This window comes from Bacillus cereus group sp. N24 (assembly GCF_016483345.1).
Lineage (GTDB): Bacteria > Bacillota > Bacilli > Bacillales > Bacillaceae_G > Bacillus_A > Bacillus_A toyonensis.
The window spans coordinates 60,103-76,659 of the sequence record NZ_JAEHCA010000005.1; the positions used below are offsets into that span (position 1 = coordinate 60,103).

The window sequence follows — 16,557 nt, forward strand, 5'->3', positions numbered from 1 at the left end:
TAATCAGTGGGGGGGATTCATCCCCCACTGATTACTAGCCTTCACCAATCGGGATAAAACGGAACCTTTGTGTAGTCTTAGCGTAATTACACGTATTTATGATATGATTATATGATGTGATAGCGCTGAAAGGGGAAGAACGATGATCTATTTTGATAATAGTGCGACGACAAAGCCATATCCAGAAGCCCTTCAATCGTACGTAACGGTTGCTGGGAAATATTTTGGAAATCCTTCTTCTATTCATTCGCTTGGAGGAGAGGCAGAGCGTCTATTAACACAATCAAGAACGATTGCAGCGCAGCTTCTTCACGTAAAACCTTCTGAAATTATTTTCACATCGGGTGGAACGGAAGGGAATAACCTTGCGATTAAAGGGATAGCGATGAGGAATCGTTCGCGCGGCAAACATATCATTACAACAAATATTGAACACGCGTCTGTGTTTGAGGCATATAAGCAATTAGAAGAACTCGGGTTTGATGTAACATATTTACCGGTTAACGAGCATGGTGTTGTATCGGTAGAGGATGTGAAGCGAGTGCTTCGTGAAGATACAATTCTTGTTTCAATTATTCATGTGAACAACGAAACTGGAGCAATTCAGCCCGTTGCTGAAATTGGAACGTTATTATCGAATTATCCGAAAATAAGATTCCATGTGGACCATGTACAAGGGATAGGAAAAGTACCGCTTAATTTATATGCTTCGCATATTGACCTTTGCTCAATATCTGGACATAAATTCCACAGTGTAAAAGGAACAGGTCTTCTTTACGTGCGTGATGGCGTAAGATTAGATCCGATTTTATCAGGTGGTCAACAAGAGCTTAAGTATCGCTCTGGTACAGAGAACTTACCTGGCATTGTAGCGATGGTGAAAGCACTTCGCATGACAATGGAACAAGTGAAAGAAAAGATAGCTCATTTGCAAAGTTTACAAACAGAGCTTGTACGTTTCTTTAAAGAAATGGAAGATGTAACAATTAATACGTCGCTTGCATATGCAGCACCACACATTTTAAATGTGTCGTTTGTCGGTTTAAAACCGGAAGTGGTCGTTCATGCTTTAGAAGAACACGGTGTATATGTATCAACGAAGTCTGCTTGTTCTTCAAAAGCGAATGAAGTGAGCAGAGTGTTAGTGTCAATGGGAGTACCGCATGCAGCTGCTGCAAGCGCTATTCGTATTAGTCTAGCACCAGACAACACGATGGAAGAAGTAAAACAATTTGAAGGTATTGTAAAAGAGACAATGCCAAAATTATATGAAGTGATGAGGTAAAGAAATATGATGACATATGAATATATTTTAGTACGTTACGGAGAAATGACGACAAAAGGTAAGAACCGTTCTAAATTTGTAAGCACATTAAAAGATAACGTTAAGTTCAAACTGAAAAAATTCCCAAACATTAAAATCGATGCAACACATGACCGTATGTACATTCAGTTAAATGGCGAAGACCATGAAGCGATTGCTGAAAGATTGAAAGATGTATTTGGTATTCATAAGTTTAATTTAGCGATGAAAGTACCATCAGAATTAGAAGATATTAAAAAAGGTGCATTAGCAGCTTTCTTACAAGTAAAAGATGATGTGAAAACATTTAAAATTACAGTGCATCGTTCTGATAAACGTTTCCCAATGAAGACGATGGAATTACTTCCGGAAATCGGTGGGCACATTTTAGAAAATACAGAGGATATCACAGTAGACGTCCATAATCCAGATGTGAATGTACGTGTAGAAATTCGCAGTGGTTACAGCTATATTATGTGTGGTGAGCACATGGGAGCTGGCGGTTTACCAGTTGGCGTTGGCGGAAAAGTAATGGTACTTCTTTCTGGGGGTATTGATAGCCCAGTAGCAGCGTACTTAACGATGAAACGCGGCGTATCTGTGGAGGCAGTTCACTTCCATAGTCCACCTTTCACAAGTGAGCGCGCGAAACAAAAAGTAATCGATTTAGCACAAGAGTTAACGAAATACTGTAAACGTGTAACACTTCACCTTGTTCCATTTACTGAAGTGCAAAAAACGATTAATAAAGAAATTCCATCTAGTTATTCTATGACAGTAATGCGTCGTATGATGATGCGTATTACTGAGCAGATTGCAGAGGAGCGTAATGCACTTGCAATTACGACTGGTGAAAGTCTTGGACAAGTAGCGAGCCAAACGTTAGATAGTATGCATACGATTAACGAAGTGACAAACTATCCTGTTATTCGTCCGCTTATTACGATGGATAAATTAGAAATTATTAAAATAGCTGAAGAAATCGGCACATATGATATCTCCATTCGTCCATACGAAGATTGCTGTACAGTATTCACACCAGCAAGCCCAGCGACGAAGCCGAAGCGTGAAAAAGCGAATCGTTTTGAAGCGAAATATGATTTCACACCATTAATCGAAGAAGCTGTAGCGAACAAAGAAACAATGGTATTACAAACGGTAGAAGTAGTGGCGGAAGAAGAAAAATTCGAGGAACTTTTCTAAAACCATAAATTACCATATCTAAAATACGTATGAAGTCATGTTGTTTATCACACTCTATACTCACAAGGAGGTGATACAACATGGCAAGCACAAATAAATTAGCAGTGTCTGGTGCTCAAGCAGCATTAGATCAAATGAAATACGAAATCGCTCAAGAGTTTGGTGTTCAACTTGGAGCTGATGCAACATCTCGCGCTAACGGTTCTGTTGGTGGCGAAATTACGAAACGTCTAGTTTCACTAGCTGAGCAACAATTAGGCGGTTTCCAAAAATAATTCCATATACAATGGCTTAGAAAGAGCGGGTTCTCCCCGCTCTTTCTTTTTGTTGTTCGTATTAGTATAAATTCATTTCGACAAAAGCATAAAAAAATTGTCAAAAGAAGAGGGTTCAAAATTTACTGAAAATTCTTTATTATATAAGGGAGGCATAAAGAAAAAGGAGGATGTTTATGAAGAGAGAGGAATTGTTGGCACCACCATCTTATAATTTAGTTTCAGAAATAGAGAAATATACAGACGATAAAGAGAAGCTTGCTTTAATTTGGCAAGATGATAGAGGGAATAGACGAGAAGTTACATATTTTGAATTAATGCAAGGTGCAAATAAAATTGGAAACGCTTTTATAAAAAGTGGCTTACAAAAAGGGGACAAGCTCCTTATTATGATGCCGCGTTTAATTGAAGCTTACATGACGTATATCGCTGCGATTAAAGCAGGATTTGTCGTAATTCCGAGTTCGGAAATGTTGCGTAAAAAAGATATTGAATACCGTATTGGACACGGAGAAGTAAAAGCGATTGTAAGTTATGAACCATATATCGGACAGTTTGATAACATAGGGGCGATGGAATCTCTTCAAAAGTTCGTTCTGAGCGAGCAGTCAGTAGACGGATGGATCAATTTAAAAACAGCATTAGAAACAGAAAGTGACATGTTAGAAATGGCGAAAACAGATAAAGAAGATATGGTCTTTTTATCTTATACTTCAGGGACGACAGGAAATCCGAAAGGTGTTGTTCATACGCATGCGTGGGCATATGCTCATTTACGTACGAGCGCTCCAAATTGGCTCGGAATTGAAGAGAATGATGTTGTATGGGCAACGGCTAGTCCAGGGTGGCAAAAGTGGATTTGGAGCCCGTTTTTAGCAACTCTCGGTTCAGGGGCAACAGGATTTGTATACAACGGTAAGTTTGAACCGAAAACGTATTTAAATTTATTAGACGATAATAAGGTGAATGTGCTTTGTTGTACACCGACTGAGTATAGATTAATGGCAAAGGTAGAAGACTTGACTGAGTACAATTTAGAAGCGTTACATAGCGCTGTATCCGCAGGTGAGCCGTTAAATAGAGAAGTCATTGAAACGTTCCAAAAGCACTTTGATATTACAGTAAGAGATGGCTATGGGCAAACGGAAAATACATTACTTGTTGGCGTAATGAAAGGGATGGATATTAGACCGGGATCAATGGGGAAACCAACGCCAGGAAACCATGTTGATATCGTTAATGAAGAAGGAATCCCAGTGCAGGTAGGAGAAGTTGGCGATATTGCAGTTCATATTGAAACACCAGCCCTCTTTAAGCAATATTATAAAGATGATGAACGCACAGCGATGCAATTCCGTGGTGATTATTATATTACGGGTGATAAAGCGAAAAAAGATGAAGACGGCTATTTCTGGTTTGAAGGGCGCGGAGATGATATTATCATTAGCTCTGGTTATACAATTGGGCCGTTCGAAGTCGAAGATGCACTTGTAAAACATCCTTACGTAAGAGAATGTGCGGTTGTCGCAAGTCCAGATGAAATTCGAGGGAGTGTCGTGAAGGCATTTATCGTATTAAGAGAGAATATAGAAAAGAACGAAGAAACATTAATTCCAGTGCTCCAACAACATGTGAAAGAACTCACTGCACCATATAAATATCCTCGCAAAATTGAATTTGTAAATGAACTACCAAAAACGATTTCCGGAAAAATTCGTCGTATTGAACTTAGAAAACAAGAGATGGAGCTTCCTTCAAAATAATTTTGAAAATAGGGAAATAAATAGTTGAATGAAATGTAAAACGATGATATTATAAAAACGAACATAAGTTCGATTTTATAAACTAAAAAAAGAGGTGTCCGTATGATTTTAGGTATTAATCCGTACTTAGTTTTAGATGGTAGTGGGCAAGAAGCTGTACAGTTTTACAAAGAGGCGTTAGACGCAAAAGTAGAAGTAATGCAAACTTTTGGTGACATGCCTGAAAATCCAGAATACCCGATTCCAGCTGAAGCGAAAGAGCGCGTTTTACATGCTACTTTAAAAGTTGGTAATACGGACCTTATGATTTCTGATACATTCCCAGGTCAAGAGCATGCAATCGGATCTCAAGTAACAATCGCAATTCAAATTAGTAATGCAGAAAAAGCAAAAGAAGTATTCGAAAAGTTACAAGAGGGTGGAGAAGTTATTATGCCACTTCAAGAAACGTTCTGGAGCCCAGCATACGGACAACTAAAAGATAAATTTAGCATTGAATGGCAAATTACAACGTCTACTACTGAACAAAAATAATTTTTGGGAAAGCACCATTTTTAATTCAAATGGTGCTTTTTTTATACGGATTAATCTCGTAGACTAAAGGGAAAAAGGGGATGAGCATATGGGAGAAATTTGGTATGGCGGCACCATTTACACGATGCGAGAAGAGAATGAAAAAGTAGACGCTGTTTATGTTGAAAACGGTGTGATCGTTGATGTCGGGAGTAAAGAAGAGTTAGAAGACCGATATGCTACTACGGTTAAATTGTACGATTTAGAAGGCAAAACGATGATTCCAGGTCTCGTTGATAGTCATATGCATCTTATTGGGCATGGAGAGAGATTACTCCGTCTAGATTTATCAAATTGTACATCTTATGGCGAAGTGCTTACTCTTGTTCAGAAGCAAGTAGAAGACGTGCCAAAAGGTTGTTGGATTATCGGAGAAGGCTGGAATGAAAATAACTTTACAGATACGAAAGATGTTCACGCACGTGATTTAGATGCAATTTCGAAAGAACATCCCATTTTATTAAAACGAGTTTGTCGTCACGTTACATGGGTGAATTCATACATACTGCAAGAAGCGAACATAACAGAAGAGACGCAAGATCCGAAAGGCGGGAAAATTGGCCGGGATGCATCAAATAAGTTAACAGGGCTTTTATATGAACAAGGACAAGAATTAATGAAACACGTTCAGCCTGAAATTGATGAAGCTTATTTACAAAGAGCTCTGCAAACAGCGATTAAAGATTGCTGGAAATACGGACTTGTTGGCGGGCATACAGAAGATTTAAATTATTATGGTGGTTTTAGAAAAACGTATAATGCGTTTTCTTACGTTATAAAAGAAATGCCATTTAAAGCCCATTTGCTCGTTCATCATGAAGTAGCACATGAACGAAAAGAATATGAAAATGAACACTATATTGAATTTGGGGCAATGAAAATTTTCTCTGACGGTTCTTTTGGCGGAAGAACAGCATTATTAAGTGAACCGTATGAAGATGCGAAGGAAACGAATGGGGTTGCGATTTTCTCACGTGAAGAACTTGCGGAATTAGTGAAGAAAGCACGAGATTTACATATGCCAGTTGCGATTCATACTATCGGTGACTTATCGCTTGAATATGTCATTGATGCACTCGAATTATATCCACCAGCAGAAGGGTTGCGTGACCGTATTATTCATTGTCAGCTTGCTCGTGAAGAGTTGATAGAAAGAATGAAAAACTTGCAAGCCATTATCGATATACAGCCAGTCTTTCTTTCATCAGATTTTCCGTCAGTCATTGAAAAACTAGGAGAACATCGTCTTCGTTACGCGTATGCCTGGAAGACGTTACTGAACGCAGGCTTACATTGCAACGGTGGATCTGATGCTCCTATTGAACAAGTGAATCCGTTTTTAGGCATATATAGCGCTGTTACACGTAGAAGTTTTATTGACGGTGTATGCTATATGCCTGAGGAAAGATTAACGGCATATGAGGCTGTTTCTTTATTTACAACAGGAAGTGCCTATGCAATCGGAAAAGAAGCGAAACGAGGGCAAATTATAAAAGGATATGAAGCAGACTTTACGATATTAGATCGAAACATATTTGAAATAGAGGTAGAAGAAATAAAAGAAGTGCAAGCGGAAATGACCGTCATTGATGGCCAGGTTGTCTATAGAAAAGATGCGTAAAAATATATCAGCGATTATTAAAATATATCGACTTACCGACAAAAACTGACAAGAATAGCGACCGGATAGCCAGAGATTGTTGGCCGCATCAATCGGGATAAATAAATAACCGCAAAATTATGGGATCCCATAATTTTGCGGTTATTTTAATACTATAAAAATGTTCTCTGTACTTTTTCCCAGAAGGAATTGTTTTTTAATTTTACTGTTTTAATTTGTTTATCGCTTAAGCGTACAACAGCTTTTTCCACTTGTTTAATGCTAAGCGCTTCGTTATCCATGCCGATAACAGGATAATCGTTACCGTCTGGTTTAAGTTTTAAAGTTAGTGTACGTTCGTGGTTTAAGATGAACGGTGAACCGAGCGTACGGTATGTGTTGTTATTTAAAGATGCTAGTTCGCTTACTTGGAAACATGGGATAAGCGGATCGACAACGGCACCATGTAATGATTTGTTGTAAGCTGTACTTCCTGTTGGGGTAGAAACAACTAAACCGTCACCTCTAAATGTTTCGAAATATAAATCATCAACGTGAACATCTACAACGAATGTTTTAATAATGCTAGAACGTAATGAGAATTCATTTAAACAATGGAAAGATGTACCGTGATCTACATCTACCTGAATTGTTGGATATTTTCGCACTTCAATTTCATTTTTTGTAATTTCTTGAAGGGCTGTATCAACGTGATCAATGTGGAAATCACAGTAGAAAGAAATTTCATCTTTCGTAGAAATCCCTGCGTATAAGCAATCTTCTCTAAAACCAGTTTTACGAACGGCTTGTAAGAAAGTTGCATCATCTCCAACACTGACGATAGCGTTTGCATTTTTTGGTTGATCTAATATGGTAAATCCATTCTCTTCTAAAATACGATAGATTGGTTTCATCTTTTCAACGAGCGTTGCTTTGTCATCACCATAAAAGAAAAATAAATTGCGACGATCTGCCATTATGTATCCCTCCACTGCAGTTAAATTTTCTGTTTTTCGTGCTACATATCATTAGAATACGTTCTCCGACGATATGTTCAAATAATATATTTCGATATAAATTGTCAAAATACCTTTTTATTTTTAGAAAAATTTTTATATTCAATCTTATGGAACTCTGTTTAATGATGAATAAACTTGTCGATAATGGGTACGGAGTGAAAGGATGATACGTATGAAGTGGCTCGTAATTGGAATAATAATTCTTCTCCTTTTTATTTTGCTTATACTATTGTCGAAAATAAAGCTTAAAGTGACATTTTTATATTCAGAAATGGAAAAGCAATGTTTGTTTCAAGTGAAAATATGGATGATTCGATATACATTTGATGTGTTGGAAAGAATTGAAAAACAGCAGAAAAAGACAGGGCAGAAAATCGAAAAAGCTGAAAAGGACGGCGGAATAGATAATAAAATTATGGCGCAACTTGACAGCATCGGGGAACTGATAAAAAGGCTTCAAAAAGTTCATACTATCGTTAAAGATTTTCTCAAACGAGTGAAAATCAATGGTTGGAAATGGCATACGCAAATTGGAGCAGGCGACGCAGCTAGTACTGGAATTGTCACTGGATATGCATGGGGGACAAAAGGAATGGCTGCTGGAGTTATAGGACAATATATGCATATTGTCGATGTACCAGAATTTGAAATTACCCCTGTTTTTCAAGGGAAGGGATTTGCATCAAGGTGCGAGTTAACAGCATCTTTTCGTATATTTCGTGCTATAAAAACAGGATTCAAATTATTAATGTTTATGAGAAAGCAAAAATCTGGTATGACAGAAAAATCTGTTCAAGCATAGGGGGGATATAGAGTGGACCATCCAATTCAAGGTTTAATGACAACAGCAATGCAGCATTTAAAACAAATGACTGATGTAAATACAATTGTTGGTGATCCAATTAAAGCAGCAGATGGAAGTGTAATTCTTACTGTTTCGAAAGTAAGCTTTGGTTTTGCTGCTGGTGGAAGTGAATTTGGTAAAGTAGAACATTCAGGTCGTCATCCATTTGGCGGGGGAAGTGGTGGAGGAGTTTCTATTAATCCTGTTGCCTTTCTTGTTATAAATGGAGATGGTGTGAAAGTATTACACTTAGATAAGCAGACACACGTCATTGATAAAATAATTGAATTAGCACCACAAGCTGTTGATAAAGTGAAAGAAATGATGGATAAACGAAAAGAAGATGATCCTGAATTTCAAATTTAACGAATAAAGAAGCTGATCAATGGATTAGCTTCTTTAATTTTTTTGTAAATAAAGCGATTTTATTTGCATTATCTATGGGGACAAACTATCATTTACATTGTACATATTTTGTTTAAATAAGGGAGGATTTTCAAGTGGCAAACGTAACTTTTAAAGGTAATCCAATGACTTTAGTTGGAACAGAAGTTAAAGTTGGCGATCAAGCGCCAAACTTCCAAGTATTAGCAAACGACTTATCTCCAGTAAGTTTAGAAACATACAAAGGCGAAGTAAAATTAATTAGTGTTGTACCTTCAATCGACACAGGTGTATGTGATGCACAAACACGTCGTTTTAACCAAGATGCAGCAGGTATTGAAAACGCGAAAGTATTAACAATTAGCGCTGACTTACCATTCGCTCAAAAACGCTGGTGTGCAGCAAACGGTTTAGAAAATGTTGTAACACTTTCTGATCACCGTGACCTTTCATTCGGTGAAGCTTACGGCTTAGTAATGAAAGAACTTCGTTTACTTGCTCGTGCAGTATTCGTAGTAGATAGCAATGACAAAGTAGTTTACGCAGAATACGTAAGCGAAGGTACAAGCCATCCAAACTATGAAGCAGCATTAGAAGCAGCTAAATCTGCAAAGTAATAGGAAGGAAATGACCTCTTATAAAGAGGTCGTTTTTTCTCATCTATTGCTGCGAATGGTAACGATAGATGAGAAAAAATGTTATATCATATATAACTTGAAAGGGAGCTCTTTACAGGAGGTCGCTTTTTCTTTTTGGAAAAAATCACTTTGTGGTATGATATAAGTTATGTGTAAAAGAGAGAAGGAGGAATGTACGTGAGTCAGACAGTGGAAACATTATTTTCTATTTTTGATTCTTCTGCGGTAGTTTTACGTAAAGAATTAGATGTAACATATTTAGAGGCGCTTGTAGAAACAGGTGATAACTTGTTTGAAGGTGCGATTTTACAAGAGGAATTATCCGAATCAACAATTGAAAGGTTGAATCGTGAATATAGTACGTTTAATGAAGAAACATATAAAGGTGAAGAAATTCGTAAAGCATTTCAGCTAGCCATTTTAAAAGGAATGAAAGAGGGCGTACAAGCGAATCACGAAATGACGCCAGATGCAGTTGGAATGTTCATGAGCTACTTATTCCATAAATTTATGCAAGGCAAAACAGAAATTACTGTTTTAGATCCTGCAATTGGAACAGGTAATTTAATGACTACAGTATTTAATAGCGCTAAAGAAGAACTAGCAATGAGTGGATTTGGTGTAGAAGTGGATGAAGTGCTAATTAAACTTGCTTTAGTAAATGCGAATTTACAAAAGCATGGAATCGAATTCTTCCATCAAGATGGACTAGCACCACTTTATATCGATCCAGTTGATGCAGTCGTTTCAGATTTACCAATTGGTTATTATCCAAACGAAATCAGTGCGAGTGAATATAAGTTAAAAGCAGATGAAGGAATGTCATATGCGCATCACTTATTTATTGAACAAAGTGTGAAACATACGAAAGAAGGCGGGTATTTATTCTTCTTAGTACCAAACTTTATTTTTGAAAGTGATCAAGCGCCGAAACTACATGCATTTATTAAAGAAACATGCTTTATTCAAGGTTTGTTACAGCTACCTGTTTCCATGTTTAAAAACGAGAAAAATGCAAAAAGTATATTTGTTCTCCAAAAGAAAGGCCAAGGTGTAACAATGCCGAAACAGGCACTACTAGTGGAATTACCTAAATTCTCTAATATGAAGGCTATGGAGAACATTATGGATCAATTAAATACTTGGTTTGCAACACAAAAGTAACACGATATATATGTAACAGGGTTAGTGATTAATGTAGTACAGTTGTATAGAATATGTCATATTTTTTAATATATACAAGATTTAACTGAATTTTTTTGAAATCTGTAATATATTTTTTTTCTTGGTGTTACAATTTTTTCACTTGAAATATATGTCGGACGATGTTTAAATTAAAATCGTGAGTATAAAATTTACTGATGATGAAACGTTTTCATAGTGAGTGAATTTAATTAGATAAAATCGAGCGGTTTGTGGAATGATCCACACAACTACCAAGAGAAAAAGGGGCGAAAGACTAGATGTCAAAAATCATCGCGATTAACGCAGGAAGCTCTTCCTTAAAATTCCAATTATTTGAAATGCCAAGTGAAACAGTATTAACAAAAGGTTTAGTAGAACGTATCGGTTTAGAAGATAGTATCTTCACTATTACTGTAGATGGCGAAAAACAAAAAGAAATTACAAACATCCCAGATCACGCAGTAGCAGTTAACATGCTTCTTAGCAAATTAACTGAAAACGGAATCGTAAAATCTCTTGATGAGATTGGCGGTATCGGTCACCGTGTTGTACACGGCGGCGAAAAATTTGCGGATTCTGTTTTAATTACTGATGAAGTATTAGCGGAAATCGAAGAATTAAGCGATTTAGCACCACTTCACAACCCAGCAAACCTTGTTGGTATTAAAGCATTCCAAGAAGTATTACCAAACGTACCAGCAGTAGCAGTATTCGATACAGCATTCCACCAAACAATGCCGGAATCTGCATTCCTATACAGCTTACCATATGAGTACTATGAGAAATTTGGTATCCGTAAATACGGTTTCCACGGAACTTCTCATAAATACGTAACTGAGCGTGCGGCTGAATTATTAGGTCGTCCAATTGAAAGCTTAAGCCTACTTTCTTGTCACTTAGGTAACGGTGCAAGTATCGCAGCAGTAGAAGGCGGTAAGTCTATCGATACTTCTATGGGCTTCACTCCACTTGCTGGTGTAACAATGGGTACACGTTCTGGTAACATTGACCCTGCGTTAATTCCATACATCATGGAAAAAACAGGTCAAACTGTAGAAGAAGTAGTTAACGTATTAAACAAGAAGAGTGGTATGTTAGGTCTTACTGGTTACTCTAGTGACCTACGTGACATCATTGCGAAAGAAGAAGAAGGCGACCACCGTGCGAAAGTAGCACTTGACGTGTTCGTAAGCCGTATCCATAAATACATCGGTTCTTACACAGCTCGTATGAAAGGCGTTGACGCTATCATCTTTACAGCTGGTGTAGGTGAAAACAGTGCAATTATTCGTGAGCGCGTATTAGAAGGCCTTGAGTACATGGGCGTATACTTCGATGCAAAACGCAATAACGTATTCGGTGAAGAAGCATTCATCAGCTTCCCTCACTCTCCAGTAAAAATTATCGTAATTCCAACTGACGAAGAAGTTATGATCGCTCGTGACGTACTACGTCTTGGAGATATTGGTTAATATATGAAAAGAAAGACGAGATCCTATAGGATTTCGTCTTTTTTATTTTTAATATATTTTAAAATTCCATCTGGATATAATAATTTTTCCTTCTGAATGAATGCAGTAATGGGAACCCATTTTGCATATGACGCTGTTTGCTCATCTTGTATATTCACTATTTCCATTTCATATAGTGATCTGTCTAATAAACGCAAAGAATATAGTTGAATAATCTCATGACCAATTTCCTCATCTAGATGAAAGATGTTTTCTAAGCAACCTAAATAATCGATAATTTCTACTTCTGTATGAAGCTCTTCATTAAACTCTCGAATAACTGTTTCATCTGATTTTTCTCCGAGTTCAATTGATCCACCAAGAGGACGGTAATAGGTTTCATTGTCTATATTATATTCTTGTAGTAGAAGTCGATCGTGATGTATAACAATACCAAAGGATTTTGCACGTGGGTACATGAATGTGATCGCTCCTTATTCACTTATATGTGGATAATTATAAGTTGAAATATAGAGAAAATCACCTTTTTTTCACGTTGTTGAGCTAATTGTAATACCGTCTAATAGTTCTTTCCAAAATGCTTCATTGTACTGGTATATATCCATTACTGGGCATTTTATAACGCAAATGTTTTGTAATCCCCAATCTTCTTCAGTGATAGTTGGTACATCGGCAGGAAGTAATAAAAGGACGGAGAAGTTATGCTTGACCATTTGAGATAAAATTTGTTCAAGAGAAAGTGCTTCTCCATATGTTCCCCCGGTTCGAATAAACAATATGGATTCTTCCATTTCTACTGTAGTTAGAAAACGATTAATCCGATGCTCATAATTTAATTTAATATCTGTATAAGAAGGCCACGAAGTTGGTGTATTTACATCTGTTTTAAAGTCATGGCAGGAGTCAATTTCATAAATGTTGTCTCGTAGTCTTAATTTCGCATCATCATCCCAAAATGAGATGAAGGACAAATTTTCTAATTCTAAAAAACGGTGAAAGCGATTTTGTAATAATAAATTTACTTTCTCTAATGAAGGACTTAGCATAAAATCAATAACGCCAAAAAATGGGGATAATCCTAGTTGATATAAAGCCCAAGCAGGCCAGCAGTTTTGTCCTAAGCTAAATACAGCATTATACTTTTGTTTTATATTGGATAGATTCATGTGATTCATCTCATCCTTTTTGCTAATATTTTATGTCATTAAAAAATGGTATGTGAATAGAGATAGACAAGTATATTTGCGAAGAATAAGCAGATATATGTTACAATAGAAAAAAATCGAACGAGGTGGTTGTTACGATGCGATCGAAGCGAGAACAAGCCATTTTAGACAATATAAAGGAATGGGAAGCGCAATTAGTTGAGCAAGAAGCGACCGATTTTCAAAAAGTGTTTGATAAATGGTTACATACTACAGTTGCGAAATTACCTGAGAAAAAACGAAAAGAATTCTTTACGAAAGCAGATGGATGGCTTTTTCATTTGCATGCACTGATTCAAAGTTCACAATCACAATTAGATGCACGTAATCGTATTTTAGGAACATCGAGATTATTTAATGAATCAATTGAACAACTTGAAGATTTGAAAGCATTATCTATTGATCAGTTAACATACATAGCAGAGCAACAAACAGCACGTCATCGTCTATATTCATTCGTGCAAGGCGGAGCAACGGGTGCTGGAGGCTTATTATTATTGACAGCTGATTTTCCAGTTATGATTGCGTTAAATGTGAAGGCTGTCCAACTTATTGCAACATCGTTTGGGCATGATGTGAACAAGCCTTACGAAATGATGCTGGCGCTAAAGGTGTTTCATGCGTCATTACTGCCAGGAAGACTTCAGCAATACGCTTGGTACAACTTGCTACGAGAGCTGGAGCAAGAAGATTCGTTCTTTTATGAAGGAGACGAAGCAGTGTTACAAACAGCCTCTACCGAAGTTTTGTTAAAGCAAATTTTGAAAACATTTTCAATTTATGCTCTTCGTCGTAAATTATTCCAAGGTATCCCAGTCATCGGAATGGCAATCGGATCTACAGTAAATTATCGTTTAACAAGAAATGTTACTGAATTTGCGAATCGATTTTATCAAGTGCGCCACATAATGGAGAAAGAAAAAAAATCATAAAAAAAGCGAGAGGCCGAAGCCTTTCGCTTTTTTAATTTGTTGCATGTTTTTTGGTCATTGGAATAGATACTGGTTGCTTTTCTGCTGCTTTTTCTGCTTTTGGATAATAAATTAAATCCAATGTTTTTGCCTGTACGGCAATTGAAAGAATAGTAAAAGCAATTTCTGTCCAATTTAAATAATATAATGAAAGCGCAAGAACAATCGCGTCAAAGACGAAGAAAATTTGCCCAATTGTAAAACGAGTTCGTTTACTTAATACAATTGTTAAAATATCGTCTCCACCGGTTGCACCGCCAAATCGCAATATAAAACCGAGTCCAATACCAGCTAAAGCACCGCCAACTATTGCAGCTATAAATAAATTGTTTGATAAATCTACCGTAAATGGAGAATAATTTTCCATAAGGGAATAAAATACTCCGAATGAAATTGAACCTAAAAATGAATAGCCAACCATTTTTTTACCTAAAAATGAAGCGCACAGTAAAATAATTGGGATATCCATTATTACAGTTGAAATAGATGGTGAAATATCATAAAAATTTTGGATGAATAGTGCAATACCTACAAAGCCACCTTCTGTTAAGTGGTTTTGGAAGTGAATGTGATATAGCGCTGCCGCTAAAATAAATGAACCGATTAAAACCATAAAAACTTCTTTAATAATTTGTCGACTTTGGATGTTCCTCATCGTTATTCCTTCTTTCCGTAGTTAGTAGTCTTTTTTGTGTTGTAAACTAACTACGAGCTCACATGTAGCTTTCAGTTAGTTTACGAAAAAACTAACTACGCTATATGTCGCTGAAGAAATAACGAATAATCCTCTCGTCCATCAATTCTCCCTACCTTCGTTTTAGTTTAAGTCTTAAAACGACTAAACAAAACGTGGAGTAGGATTCGTCATTTAGCAATCCTGCTCTTCTTTGTTTTGTTTAGCTAATAACAATTAAGTCCTAAACAAAACGCTACGTGTAAGAAGAGTCTTTTTTTTGCCAAATTATCCTTCGGGCAATCATAATTTCCCCACTCTCGTATTTTTTTCGCTAGACTAAAGTATCTGAGCTGAAAAATACGCTACGTGTATGATTCGTCAATACGATGCCACATGCTCCTTCGAGCGATCATGATATCAAAATCCCTTCCTTCAAGATTTATATTATTATATCATACTTTCAAAAAATGTATGCGGATGGAAACCGACAATAAACGGAGGGAATCTACAAAAATTGTTATGTTTAAATATTTTTGTAGAAAAGCCTAACTTATTTTGTAGGATTGGACAGTTTTTAGAAGTTTGTCCAATAAGTAAGCAAAGATGGTTTTTTATTCAGTTGTATTGTTTTCGTCACCTTTATCTTTAAAAAATGCATCCCAGCTAATCACACTTAAAAATGTTAAAGCGATAATAATGAAAGCTCGCATCATTTTGAGGCCTCCTTTTGTACATAGTATATGAATACCTTACTTTGTAATGTGTCATTTTTTTACATGTTATATTAATATAGATAGATGAAAGGGAGAGTGGAGATATGCTAAAAGACATGTTTAAAAGAAGAGAATTAAAATGCGTTTCATGTCAGAAAAAGATTGAATATGAAGAAGAGCTAGTTGCTTTTGTGAAGTTGCCGAAAGAAAGAAGTATATTAGTAGGTCCGTTTGATGTATGTTTAGCAAAAACGGCGCAAGAAATATATTGCAAAGCTTGTCACGACAAAAAAGCATGACCCAAAGTGAATGAGGGGCATGCTTTTTTCATTGGTGTGCTTTTCCCTCAGATACATTTTGAGTGAGGCGATACCAAAGCCAAAGGTCGTTAATAATAGAGGCTAAATCAGCTATTTCAGAATTAAGCCTACAGGAAATTTCAAAATTATCTTCGTTATTTAAACGATGTTGTTTTTGATTAATGTAATGTTCAAGCTCTTTTATACGATCAGGTATTTTTCCGCGAATTTGCTCCCATTTTAATAAAATACCATGCTGTGTTTTTTCAGAGATGTCTTCCCATTCTTCTTGTATGTTTGGCACTGCAATTCCTAGATGTTCATTGTATATAAAATACTTTTCCATAGACACACCTCCAATTTCCTGCCTCTATTTTACATAAAAAAAGAAAGAAATTCGACGAAATTGTTTGAAAAAAAATTATGAATTCCCC

At 36.5% G+C, this 16,557-nt stretch carries 18 protein-coding genes; 13 read left to right on the top strand and 5 right to left on the bottom strand.

What is annotated here, in order from left to right:
• Nucleotides 1-142 precede the first annotated feature (142 nt).
• The 6 genes from JDS95_RS09920 (at nucleotide 143) to JDS95_RS09945 (ending at nucleotide 6,738) form a co-directional block, all read left to right on the top strand.
• Nucleotides 143-1,285: a cysteine desulfurase family protein gene (locus JDS95_RS09920; RefSeq protein ID WP_000638978.1), complete on the top strand. Its 1,143-nt coding sequence runs from the start codon at nucleotides 143-145 to the stop codon at nucleotides 1,283-1,285.
• A gap of 6 nt (nucleotides 1,286-1,291) precedes the next feature.
• A complete protein-coding gene (thiI, locus tag JDS95_RS09925) occupies nucleotides 1,292-2,506 on the top strand; it encodes a tRNA uracil 4-sulfurtransferase ThiI (RefSeq protein ID WP_000989269.1) in 1,215 nt (404 codons plus the stop codon).
• An 80-nt stretch (nucleotides 2,507-2,586) separates the two neighbouring features.
• Nucleotides 2,587-2,781 carry an alpha/beta-type small acid-soluble spore protein gene (locus JDS95_RS09930; RefSeq protein ID WP_000168890.1) on the top strand — a complete coding sequence of 65 codons (195 nt, stop codon included), beginning with the start codon at nucleotides 2,587-2,589 and terminating at the stop codon, nucleotides 2,779-2,781.
• 176 nt (nucleotides 2,782-2,957) lie between these two features.
• Nucleotides 2,958-4,544, top strand: a complete 1,587-nt coding sequence (gene mbcS / locus JDS95_RS09935) for an acyl-CoA synthetase MbcS (protein ID WP_000817736.1) — start codon at nucleotides 2,958-2,960, stop codon at nucleotides 4,542-4,544.
• 102 nt (nucleotides 4,545-4,646) lie between these two features.
• The gene (locus tag JDS95_RS09940; RefSeq protein WP_000600349.1) at nucleotides 4,647-5,078 is read left to right on the top strand and encodes a VOC family protein; all 432 of its coding nucleotides are present in this window, start codon (nucleotides 4,647-4,649) and stop codon (nucleotides 5,076-5,078) included.
• A gap of 88 nt (nucleotides 5,079-5,166) precedes the next feature.
• Nucleotides 5,167-6,738 (top strand): amidohydrolase, encoded by a 1,572-nt coding sequence (locus JDS95_RS09945; protein WP_000504005.1) that lies wholly within the window; start codon nucleotides 5,167-5,169, stop codon nucleotides 6,736-6,738.
• A gap of 152 nt (nucleotides 6,739-6,890) precedes the next feature.
• Here JDS95_RS09945 and JDS95_RS09950 read toward each other — a convergent pair whose 3' ends face one another.
• A complete protein-coding gene (locus JDS95_RS09950) occupies nucleotides 6,891-7,694 on the bottom strand; it encodes an NAD kinase (RefSeq protein WP_000785189.1) in 804 nt (267 codons plus the stop codon).
• Between the two features lie 205 nt (nucleotides 7,695-7,899).
• On the opposite strand from JDS95_RS09950, the gene JDS95_RS09955 reads away from it, so the two are divergent.
• The 5 genes from JDS95_RS09955 (at nucleotide 7,900) to ackA (ending at nucleotide 12,259) form a co-directional block, all read left to right on the top strand.
• Nucleotides 7,900-8,538: a DUF2953 domain-containing protein gene (locus JDS95_RS09955; RefSeq protein WP_016109194.1), complete on the top strand. Its 639-nt coding sequence runs from the start codon at nucleotides 7,900-7,902 to the stop codon at nucleotides 8,536-8,538.
• A 12-nt stretch (nucleotides 8,539-8,550) separates the two neighbouring features.
• Nucleotides 8,551-8,946 carry a GerW family sporulation protein gene (gene ytfJ / locus JDS95_RS09960; protein ID WP_000350003.1) on the top strand — a complete coding sequence of 132 codons (396 nt, stop codon included), beginning with the start codon at nucleotides 8,551-8,553 and terminating at the stop codon, nucleotides 8,944-8,946.
• Nucleotides 8,947-9,080: 134 nt separating this feature from the next.
• Nucleotides 9,081-9,581, top strand: coding sequence for a thiol peroxidase (gene tpx / locus JDS95_RS09965; RefSeq protein WP_000024525.1), 501 nt, complete (start codon nucleotides 9,081-9,083; stop codon nucleotides 9,579-9,581).
• A 198-nt stretch (nucleotides 9,582-9,779) separates the two neighbouring features.
• A complete protein-coding gene (locus JDS95_RS09970; protein WP_000084369.1) occupies nucleotides 9,780-10,766 on the top strand; it encodes a class I SAM-dependent methyltransferase in 987 nt (328 codons plus the stop codon).
• A 299-nt stretch (nucleotides 10,767-11,065) separates the two neighbouring features.
• A complete protein-coding gene (gene ackA / locus JDS95_RS09975; RefSeq protein WP_000034585.1) occupies nucleotides 11,066-12,259 on the top strand; it encodes an acetate kinase in 1,194 nt (397 codons plus the stop codon).
• A 23-nt stretch (nucleotides 12,260-12,282) separates the two neighbouring features.
• Here ackA and JDS95_RS09980 read toward each other — a convergent pair whose 3' ends face one another.
• Both JDS95_RS09980 and JDS95_RS09985 read right to left on the bottom strand, forming a co-directional pair.
• The gene (locus tag JDS95_RS09980) at nucleotides 12,283-12,717 is read right to left on the bottom strand and encodes an NUDIX hydrolase (protein WP_000283514.1); all 435 of its coding nucleotides are present in this window, start codon (nucleotides 12,715-12,717) and stop codon (nucleotides 12,283-12,285) included.
• A gap of 72 nt (nucleotides 12,718-12,789) precedes the next feature.
• The gene (locus tag JDS95_RS09985) at nucleotides 12,790-13,425 is read right to left on the bottom strand and encodes a DUF1796 family putative cysteine peptidase (RefSeq protein WP_001054284.1); all 636 of its coding nucleotides are present in this window, start codon (nucleotides 13,423-13,425) and stop codon (nucleotides 12,790-12,792) included.
• 137 nt (nucleotides 13,426-13,562) lie between these two features.
• Here JDS95_RS09985 and JDS95_RS09990 point away from each other — a divergent pair, with 137 nt between their 5' ends.
• Nucleotides 13,563-14,396 (top strand): EcsC family protein, encoded by an 834-nt coding sequence (locus JDS95_RS09990; protein ID WP_001256857.1) that lies wholly within the window; start codon nucleotides 13,563-13,565, stop codon nucleotides 14,394-14,396.
• A 31-nt stretch (nucleotides 14,397-14,427) separates the two neighbouring features.
• Here the strand turns inward: JDS95_RS09990 and JDS95_RS09995 are convergent, their stop codons facing one another.
• Complete coding sequence (locus tag JDS95_RS09995) at nucleotides 14,428-15,090, bottom strand: YitT family protein (RefSeq protein WP_001244520.1); 663 nt, start codon at nucleotides 15,088-15,090, stop codon at nucleotides 14,428-14,430.
• A gap of 838 nt (nucleotides 15,091-15,928) precedes the next feature.
• Here JDS95_RS09995 and JDS95_RS10000 point away from each other — a divergent pair.
• Nucleotides 15,929-16,123 carry a hypothetical protein gene (locus JDS95_RS10000; RefSeq protein ID WP_000910295.1) on the top strand — a complete coding sequence of 65 codons (195 nt, stop codon included), beginning with the start codon at nucleotides 15,929-15,931 and terminating at the stop codon, nucleotides 16,121-16,123.
• Nucleotides 16,124-16,151: 28 nt separating this feature from the next.
• On the opposite strand, the gene JDS95_RS10005 is transcribed toward JDS95_RS10000, so the two are convergent.
• Entirely contained in the window at nucleotides 16,152-16,469 is a 318-nt protein-coding gene (locus JDS95_RS10005) for a hypothetical protein (RefSeq protein WP_000417202.1), read from the bottom strand.
• Nucleotides 16,470-16,557: the final 88 nt, after the last annotated feature.

Bases quoted from the DNA above. Each gene is read 5' to 3' on its own strand.
- JDS95_RS09920 (WP_000638978.1), top strand. From the start codon at position 143: ATGATCTATTTTGATAATAGTGCGACGACAAAGCCATATCCAGAAGCC.
- thiI (WP_000989269.1), top strand. From the start codon at position 1,292: ATGATGACATATGAATATATTTTAGTACGTTACGGAGAAATGACGACA.
- JDS95_RS09930 (WP_000168890.1), top strand. From the start codon at position 2,587: ATGGCAAGCACAAATAAATTAGCAGTGTCTGGTGCTCAAGCAGCATTA.
- mbcS (WP_000817736.1), top strand. From the start codon at position 2,958: ATGAAGAGAGAGGAATTGTTGGCACCACCATCTTATAATTTAGTTTCA.
- JDS95_RS09940 (WP_000600349.1), top strand. From the start codon at position 4,647: ATGATTTTAGGTATTAATCCGTACTTAGTTTTAGATGGTAGTGGGCAA.
- JDS95_RS09945 (WP_000504005.1), top strand. From the start codon at position 5,167: ATGGGAGAAATTTGGTATGGCGGCACCATTTACACGATGCGAGAAGAG.
- JDS95_RS09950 (WP_000785189.1), bottom strand. From the start codon at position 7,694: ATGGCAGATCGTCGCAATTTATTTTTCTTTTATGGTGATGACAAAGCA.
- JDS95_RS09955 (WP_016109194.1), top strand. From the start codon at position 7,900: ATGATACGTATGAAGTGGCTCGTAATTGGAATAATAATTCTTCTCCTT.
- ackA (WP_000034585.1), top strand. From the start codon at position 11,066: ATGTCAAAAATCATCGCGATTAACGCAGGAAGCTCTTCCTTAAAATTC.
- JDS95_RS09980 (WP_000283514.1), bottom strand. From the start codon at position 12,717: ATGTACCCACGTGCAAAATCCTTTGGTATTGTTATACATCACGATCGA.
- JDS95_RS09985 (WP_001054284.1), bottom strand. From the start codon at position 13,425: ATGAATCTATCCAATATAAAACAAAAGTATAATGCTGTATTTAGCTTA.
- JDS95_RS09990 (WP_001256857.1), top strand. From the start codon at position 13,563: ATGCGATCGAAGCGAGAACAAGCCATTTTAGACAATATAAAGGAATGG.
- JDS95_RS09995 (WP_001244520.1), bottom strand. From the start codon at position 15,090: ATGAGGAACATCCAAAGTCGACAAATTATTAAAGAAGTTTTTATGGTT.
- JDS95_RS10000 (WP_000910295.1), top strand. From the start codon at position 15,929: ATGCTAAAAGACATGTTTAAAAGAAGAGAATTAAAATGCGTTTCATGT.
- JDS95_RS10005 (WP_000417202.1), bottom strand. From the start codon at position 16,469: ATGGAAAAGTATTTTATATACAATGAACATCTAGGAATTGCAGTGCCA.